The organism is Actibacterium sp., from assembly GCF_041584535.1.
Taxonomy (GTDB): domain Bacteria; phylum Pseudomonadota; class Alphaproteobacteria; order Rhodobacterales; family Rhodobacteraceae; genus Actibacterium_D.
Genome location: NZ_JBFHDW010000162.1, coordinates 1 through 6,191, shown reverse-complemented (window position 1 = coordinate 6,191; position 6,191 = coordinate 1). Strand labels below are relative to the sequence as shown.

Here is a 6,191-nt window from a genome sequence, read left to right as displayed (position 1 = left end):
TTGTTGCTCGGTCCTCGATCCTGCCGCCCCATGTTGCGCCGGGGTTCGGCGTTTCAGTCCTGCCCCAGCCCTTCGACCAGAGGCACAAAGCGCACCGGGCGCAGTTCTTCGTAGTCGAACCCGTCAGCGGTGCGCGTGACCTTGATCAGGCTTTGCACCGTATCCGACTGGCCGACAGGCACCACCATGATACCGCCCTCGCGCAGTTGCGCCAAGAGGGGGCCGGGCGGGTCTTCGGCGGCGGCTGTCACGATAATGCGATCAAACGGCGCCTGATCCGGCAGACCGAACGACCCGTCGCCCAGCATGGCGGTGACATTGGTCAGGCCAAGGGCCTCGAACCGGGCCTGTGCTTCGCGCACAAGGCGGCGGTGGCGCTCGACCGTATAGACCCGGCGGGCCAGCTGGCTGAGGATCGCGGCCTGATAGCCCGAGCCGGTGCCGACTTCGAGCACCTTGTCGCGCGGCTGAACTTTCAGCGCCTGCGTCATCAGCCCCACCACCGACGGCTGGCTGATGGTCTGGCCACAGGCGATCGGCAGCGGCATGTCCTCGTAAACCCGGCTTTCGAACAGGCCGCGCACGAAATCGCCACGGTCGATCTTTTCCATCGCCGTCAGCACCCGGCTGTCGGTCACCCCGCGCGAGCGCAGCGCGAACAGGAACTGCATTTTCAATTCCGCCGGGCTGGTCATTCCAATTGCTCTTTCAGACCGGCCAACGCGTCATGCGCGGTCAGATCGGCACGCATCGGTGTGACCGCGATATGGCCGGCAAGGTTCTCGGCCACATCGGTGCCGGGCAGGGTCGGCGAGTGCTGTCCGCCGCCGGTGATCCACAGGAACCGCCGCCCCGAGGGCGACATATGCGGCTCGACCCCGAAATAGGCGTCGCGGCGATAGCCCTGAGCGCAGATCTTGAGCCCCCGGGTCTGCCCGGTGCGCACTGGCGGGAAATTGACGTTATAGAACACCCGGTAATCGGCGCTGTCCCAATGGCCATAGTCCAGCAGACGCCGCACGGTCGCGGCGCCATGTTCGGCGGCGCTTTCGAAATGGTGTTCTTTCAGGCGGTTCTCGGGGCCTAAGTATTGCGACAGGGCGATGGCGGGCAGACCTTGCAAGGCCGCTTCCATCGCGCCGCCCAGCGTGCCGGAATAAAGCGCGTTCTCGCCAGCATTATTGCCGCGGTTCACCCCGGACAACACCAGATCGGGTTTGCGGTCCGACATCACGTCATAGACCCCGGCCAGCACACAGTCAGCGGGCGAGCCTTCGGCGGCATAGCGGCGCTCGTCCAGCTGGGCGATCATCATCGGATGGGTATAGGAAATCTTATGTGCGACGCCGGATTGCTCGAACGCGGGGGCCACGGTCCAGACCTCGCCCTGCGGACCGGCGATCTCGGTCGCAATGTCGTGCAGGACCTTCAGCCCCGGCGCATTGATCCCGTCGTCATTGGTGATAAGTATCCGCATTGCGCCCGGCCTCAGAATTGCTGCTTCTGTCTTCAATAAGCGAGCAAGCCGGAACCGGCAAGCGACCCGCGTCTCAGCCCAGATTGGCCAACAGACGTTTCGCCTGATCTGTGGCGCTGGACAGGACCGAGCGATCCTCGCCGGGATAGAACCGGGCCCGCGTCGCGGTCGGCATCGGCTTGGGGGTGAAACTGGTGACGCGCGGCAGCGCTGTGCGCGCGGTTTCGGCAGCCCAGGCATCGAACAGCGCCCGTTGCGCGGCCTTGGCAGCACCATAAGCCCCAAGGAATTTGCCGGCGTTGTCATCGTCGACGAATACCGCCGTGCCCGCGCCCGCCTGCAACAGCGGCGAGACGAACGGGATCAGAACCCCCACGGCCTGAACGCCGGTGGTCACGGTCTTGGTCCAGTCCTTGATGTCCAGATGATCGGTCGGGCTCATCGGCGGCACATGGATAGCGGTGTGCACCCACAGATCCAGCTTGCCCCAGCGGTCATGGATCGACCGGCACAGGTGGCGCATCGCGTCAGGGTCGGTCACATCCATCGGCGCCAGCGTCGCTTCGCCGCCTCGTGCCTGAATGCGATCGTCCAACTCTTCCAGCGCGCCCACGGTGCGGGCAACAGCAATGACATGCCAGCCCGCAGCGGCCAGCTCTTCGGCAACCGCCGCGCCAAAGCCGCGCGAGGCACCAGTGATAAGGGCAAGTTTCTCAGTGTTCATGGCGGCGGTTTGATGCGGTTTTGTCTAGAGGTCAAGGCCCAAGCGCGTTAGACCCCTGCCTTAAGCAACCGCCGGAAAGACGCAACATGGTCGAGATCACATTTGTCCGTCACGGTCAGGCCCAAACCCAGGCCCGTGACGAGACCAGCTATGACAATCTCAGCAATCTGGGATGGGATCAGGCGGCGTGGCTGGCCGACCATTTCGTTGATACCGGGCGCGGTTTCGATCACGTTCTGTCCGGCACGCTGAACCGCCAGCGCGACACCGCGTTGACCCTGTGCAAACGGCTGGACATGCCGCTGACTCAGGACGCGCGACTGAACGAAATGGACTATTTCGGCCTGTCACAATCGCTGCAAGACACCCATGCGGTCGATATCCCCACCAGCCGCGAAGCCTTTGTCGCTCATGTGCCGCAGGTGCTGAGCGCGTGGCAAAACGGTGAAATTCACAGCCATCTGGAAAGCTTCGATGCGTTCCAGCGCCGGGTGTCGGAAATGATCGCGCTGGCCGAACAGCTGGACGGGCGGGTGCTGTTGGTAACTTCGGGCGGGATCATCAGCATGGCGATGCGGCTGCTGCTGCGGTTCGAGGTCAAGACCCACGCCAATATCCTGCTGCAGATCTATAACACTTCGGTCCACCGCTATGTGAAATCCGGCGACACGCTGGCGCTTGAGACCTTCAACGCGGTGCCGCATCTGGAACACCCCACGCGTCAGTCCGCCCGCACCTATCTTTGATTTCTGGCCTCCGGCGGGAGTATTTTCACCAAGAAAAAGACCAGTGTTTCTTCTTCGTGAAAATATCCCGGGGTTTGGGGCAGAGCCCCAATCCCGTGCCCGATCCTATTCCGCCGCTTTCAATTCAAACCCTTTGGCGATCATGTCGCGGGGTTCGACCGGGTATTCGCCCGAGAAACAGGCGTCGCAATATTGCGGGCAGGCCTTGTTGCGGCCCTCGGCGGCGCCGGCGGCGCGATAAAGCCCGTCAAGCGAGATGAATTTCAGACTGTCGACGCCCAGATAATCGCGCATCTCGTCTTCGGTCATCCGGGCCGCTAGCAACTTGTCGCGGTCAGGGGTGTCGACGCCATAGAAGCAGGGCCAGGCGGTCGGCGGGCTGGCGATGCGGAAATGCACCTCGGCCGCGCCGGCATCAAGGATCATTTCCTTGATCTTGCGGCTGGTGGTGCCGCGCACGACGCTGTCATCGACAAGGATCACCCGCTTGCCCTTGATCAGGGCGCGGTTGACGTTCAGCTTCAGGCGCACGCCCATGTTGCGGATCTGTTCGGTCGGCTCGATAAACGTGCGGCCCATATACTGGTTGCGCACGATGCCCATGGCATAGGGAATACCGCTTTCCTGACTAAAGCCGATGGCCGCCGGTGTGCCGCTGTCGGGCACGGGGCAGACCAGATCGGCGTCGACCGGGCTTTCCTTGGCCAGTTCCACACCGATCTGACGGCGGGTTTCATAGACCGAGCGCCCGCCGAGAATGCTGTCGGGGCGCGAGAAATAGACATGTTCAAAGATGCAGAACCGGGGCGCGACGCGTTCGAATGGGTGAAAGCTGTGCACGCCTTCTTTTTCCGAGATCACCACCATTTCGCCCGGCTCGATCTCGCGGATGAATTCGGCGCCGATGATGTCCAGACCGCAGGTTTCCGAGCTGAGAACCCAGCCATTGCCCAGACGGCCCAGCACCAGCGGTCGCACGCCCAGCGGGTCGCGGACGCCGATCAGCTTGGTCCGGGTCATGGCGACGACCGAGAACGCACCTTCGACCCGACGCAGCGCGTCTTTCATCCGCTCGGGGATGTTGCGTTGCAGGCTGCGGGCCATCAGGTGGATGATACATTCGCTGTCCGACGAGGACTGGAAGATCGAGCCGCGCTCGATCAGTTCCTTGCGCAGGGCGTCGGCGTTGGTGATGTTGCCGTTATGGGCAATCGCCGCGCCGCCCATCGAGAATTCGCCAAAGAACGGCTGAACATCGCGGATCTGGGTATTGCCCTTTGAGCCAGCGGTGGAATAGCGCACATGGCCGATCGACAGCGGCCCCGGCAGGGTTTCCATCAGCGAGGCTTTGGTGAAATTGTCGCGGACATAGCCAAAACGGCGCGCGGAACTGAACCCGGCAACGGCGTCATGGGCAACGATCCCGCCGGCCTCTTGGCCGCGATGTTGCAGGGCGTGCAAGCCAAGAGCCACGAAGTTCGCCGCGTCGGCAACGCCAACGACACCGAACACGCCGCATTCTTCTTTTAGCTTGTCATCGTCGAACGGGTGAGAGGGGGGCATCTCGCGCATCTCAGCGGGGCTCCGAATCCGTTTCAGGTCAGGTTGCGCCTGTCTTAGTCCCTTGCGTCGCCAGTGTCACGAAAGGATCACAAAACAATGAACCTGCGACCTGAATGCATCGGATCGCCGGTTCGGGCGCGAATTTATCGTGCGCAGGTGTTGACCAGCGCGTCATAGCGATTGGTCAGCCATCCCAGCGCCTGTTCAGGATCGCGGTCCTGAATATTAGCGGTTGCCTTGGCAAAAACCCCGGCCGAGCGGCTGTCATCGACGGCGGCGATCGGATCGCTGGTCACAACCGCGTCGTAGACAAAGAACGCCACGGCGACCAGCAAGATTCCGCGCACCACGCCGAACAGAAAGCCCAGACCCTGATCGACACCGCCTAAAGCCGAGCGTTGAATCATCGACGACAACAGCGGCGTGAAGATCGACACCAGAATCAGCGCCACCGCAAAGACCGCCGCGAACGAGGCGACGATGCTCAACTCGCAACTGTCAGCGATGACCTTGTCCAGAACCGGGATCTGCTTGACCAGCGGTTCGGCTTGCGGCGCGAACATAAAGGCCACCACGGCGGCGGCGATCCAGCCGACAATCGCCATGCCTTCGCGCACAAGGCCGCGGGAATAAGCCAAAAGCGCTGACAGGACGATCACTGCGGCCACCACCGCGTCAATAATGGTGAAACCTTCCATCGTGCGCTCCTTTGCGGCGGCCGCTTATCCGGCCCCGAATATCTCTCCGACAAAGGCCGTCAGATCCGCCATCTGGCGCAGCATCAGACCCGCCCCGTCGCCGGTCTTGCCGCGCGTCGGGGTGATTGCTGTTGTGAAACCAAGTTTTTGCGCCTCTTTCAACCTGTTTTCGGTCTGGCCGACCGGTCGCAAGGCGCCAGACAGGCTGATCTCGCCGAAAACCACACAATCGGCGGGCAGGGCCACGTCCTCGCGCGCGCTCAGCAGGGCCGCCGCGACCGCCAGATCGGCGGCGGGTTCGGTCACCTTCATGCCGCCCGCGACATTCAGGAACACATCAAGCCCGGCAAAGGGAATGCCACAGCGCGATTCCAGCACCGCCAGCGTCGTCGACAGCCGCCCGGCATCGAGGCCCACCACCGTGCGCCGGGGCGTGCCAAGGTTCGACGGCGCGACCAGCGCCTGAATCTCGGTCAGCACCGGGCGGGTGCCTTCGATCCCGGCAAAGACCGCCGAGCCGGTGGCAGGGGAGTCGCGGTCAGTCAGGAACAGCGCCGACGGGTTCGGCACCTCGGCCAGCCCGGCGCCGGTCATCTCGAACACACCGATCTCATCGGCCGGGCCAAAGCGGTTCTTGACCGCGCGCAGGATGCGGAACTGATGGCCGCGCTCGCCCTCGAAATACAGCACGGTGTCGACCATGTGCTCGACCACGCGCGGCCCGGCGATCTGGCCTTCCTTGGTGACATGGCCGACCAGAACAACGGCAATGCCGGTGCGCTTGGCAAAGGTCACCAGCTCATGCGCGGCTGCGCGGACCTGAGACACGCTGCCCGGGGCGCTGTCGACGTGATCGGCCCACATAGTCTGGATCGAATCGATGATCGCCAGCGCCGGGCGCTCGGCCTCAAGCGTGGTCAGGATGTTGCGCAGATTGGTCTCGGCCGCCAGCCGCACCGGCGCATCTGTCAGCCCAAGCCGCT

Annotated in this window: 7 protein-coding genes; 1 reads left to right on the top strand and 6 read right to left on the bottom strand. The window is 63.3% G+C overall.

Going from position 1 to position 6,191, the window contains the following annotated elements; all coding sequences use genetic code 11:
* Nucleotides 1-53 precede the first annotated feature (53 nt).
* From ABYW26_RS09155 to ABYW26_RS09145, 3 genes are all read right to left on the bottom strand, one after another.
* Nucleotides 54-695, bottom strand: a complete 642-nt coding sequence (locus tag ABYW26_RS09155; protein WP_372604490.1) for a protein-L-isoaspartate(D-aspartate) O-methyltransferase — start codon at nt 693-695, stop codon at nt 54-56.
* Complete coding sequence (surE, locus tag ABYW26_RS09150; protein ID WP_372604489.1) at nt 692-1,477, bottom strand: 5'/3'-nucleotidase SurE; 786 nt, start codon at nt 1,475-1,477, stop codon at nt 692-694. Before surE ends, ABYW26_RS09155 begins: the two co-directional genes overlap by 4 nt.
* Nucleotides 1,478-1,550: 73 nt before the next feature.
* Nucleotides 1,551-2,201: an SDR family NAD(P)-dependent oxidoreductase gene (locus tag ABYW26_RS09145; RefSeq protein ID WP_372604488.1), complete on the bottom strand. Its 651-nt coding sequence runs from the start codon at nt 2,199-2,201 to the stop codon at nt 1,551-1,553.
* An 86-nt stretch (nt 2,202-2,287) separates the two neighbouring features.
* On the opposite strand from ABYW26_RS09145, the gene ABYW26_RS09140 reads away from it, so the two are divergent.
* Nucleotides 2,288-2,947, top strand: coding sequence for a histidine phosphatase family protein (locus ABYW26_RS09140; RefSeq protein WP_372604487.1), 660 nt, complete (start codon nt 2,288-2,290; stop codon nt 2,945-2,947).
* A 105-nt stretch (nt 2,948-3,052) separates the two neighbouring features.
* On the opposite strand, the gene purF is transcribed toward ABYW26_RS09140, so the two are convergent.
* The 3 genes from purF to ABYW26_RS09125 all read right to left on the bottom strand — a co-directional run.
* Nucleotides 3,053-4,519 carry an amidophosphoribosyltransferase gene (gene purF / locus ABYW26_RS09135; RefSeq protein ID WP_372604486.1) on the bottom strand — a complete coding sequence of 489 codons (1,467 nt, stop codon included), beginning with the start codon at nt 4,517-4,519 and terminating at the stop codon, nt 3,053-3,055.
* Between the two features lie 134 nt (nt 4,520-4,653).
* Nucleotides 4,654-5,208 (bottom strand): CvpA family protein, encoded by a 555-nt coding sequence (locus ABYW26_RS09130; RefSeq protein WP_372604485.1) that lies wholly within the window; start codon nt 5,206-5,208, stop codon nt 4,654-4,656.
* A gap of 24 nt (nt 5,209-5,232) precedes the next feature.
* On the bottom strand, nt 5,233-6,191 hold a 959-nt coding region (locus ABYW26_RS09125; RefSeq protein WP_372604484.1), incomplete at its 5' end, for a magnesium chelatase domain-containing protein.

What these genes read in the sequence shown, in the direction of transcription:
- ABYW26_RS09155 (WP_372604490.1), bottom strand. Translation starts at nt 695, where the DNA reads ATGACCAGCCCGGCGGAATTGAAAATGCAGTTCCTGTTCGCGCTGCGC.
- surE (WP_372604489.1), bottom strand. Translation starts at nt 1,477, where the DNA reads ATGCGGATACTTATCACCAATGACGACGGGATCAATGCGCCGGGGCTG.
- ABYW26_RS09145 (WP_372604488.1), bottom strand. Translation starts at nt 2,201, where the DNA reads ATGAACACTGAGAAACTTGCCCTTATCACTGGTGCCTCGCGCGGCTTT.
- ABYW26_RS09140 (WP_372604487.1), top strand. Translation starts at nt 2,288, where the DNA reads ATGGTCGAGATCACATTTGTCCGTCACGGTCAGGCCCAAACCCAGGCC.
- purF (WP_372604486.1), bottom strand. Translation starts at nt 4,519, where the DNA reads ATGCGCGAGATGCCCCCCTCTCACCCGTTCGACGATGACAAGCTAAAA.
- ABYW26_RS09130 (WP_372604485.1), bottom strand. Translation starts at nt 5,208, where the DNA reads ATGGAAGGTTTCACCATTATTGACGCGGTGGTGGCCGCAGTGATCGTC.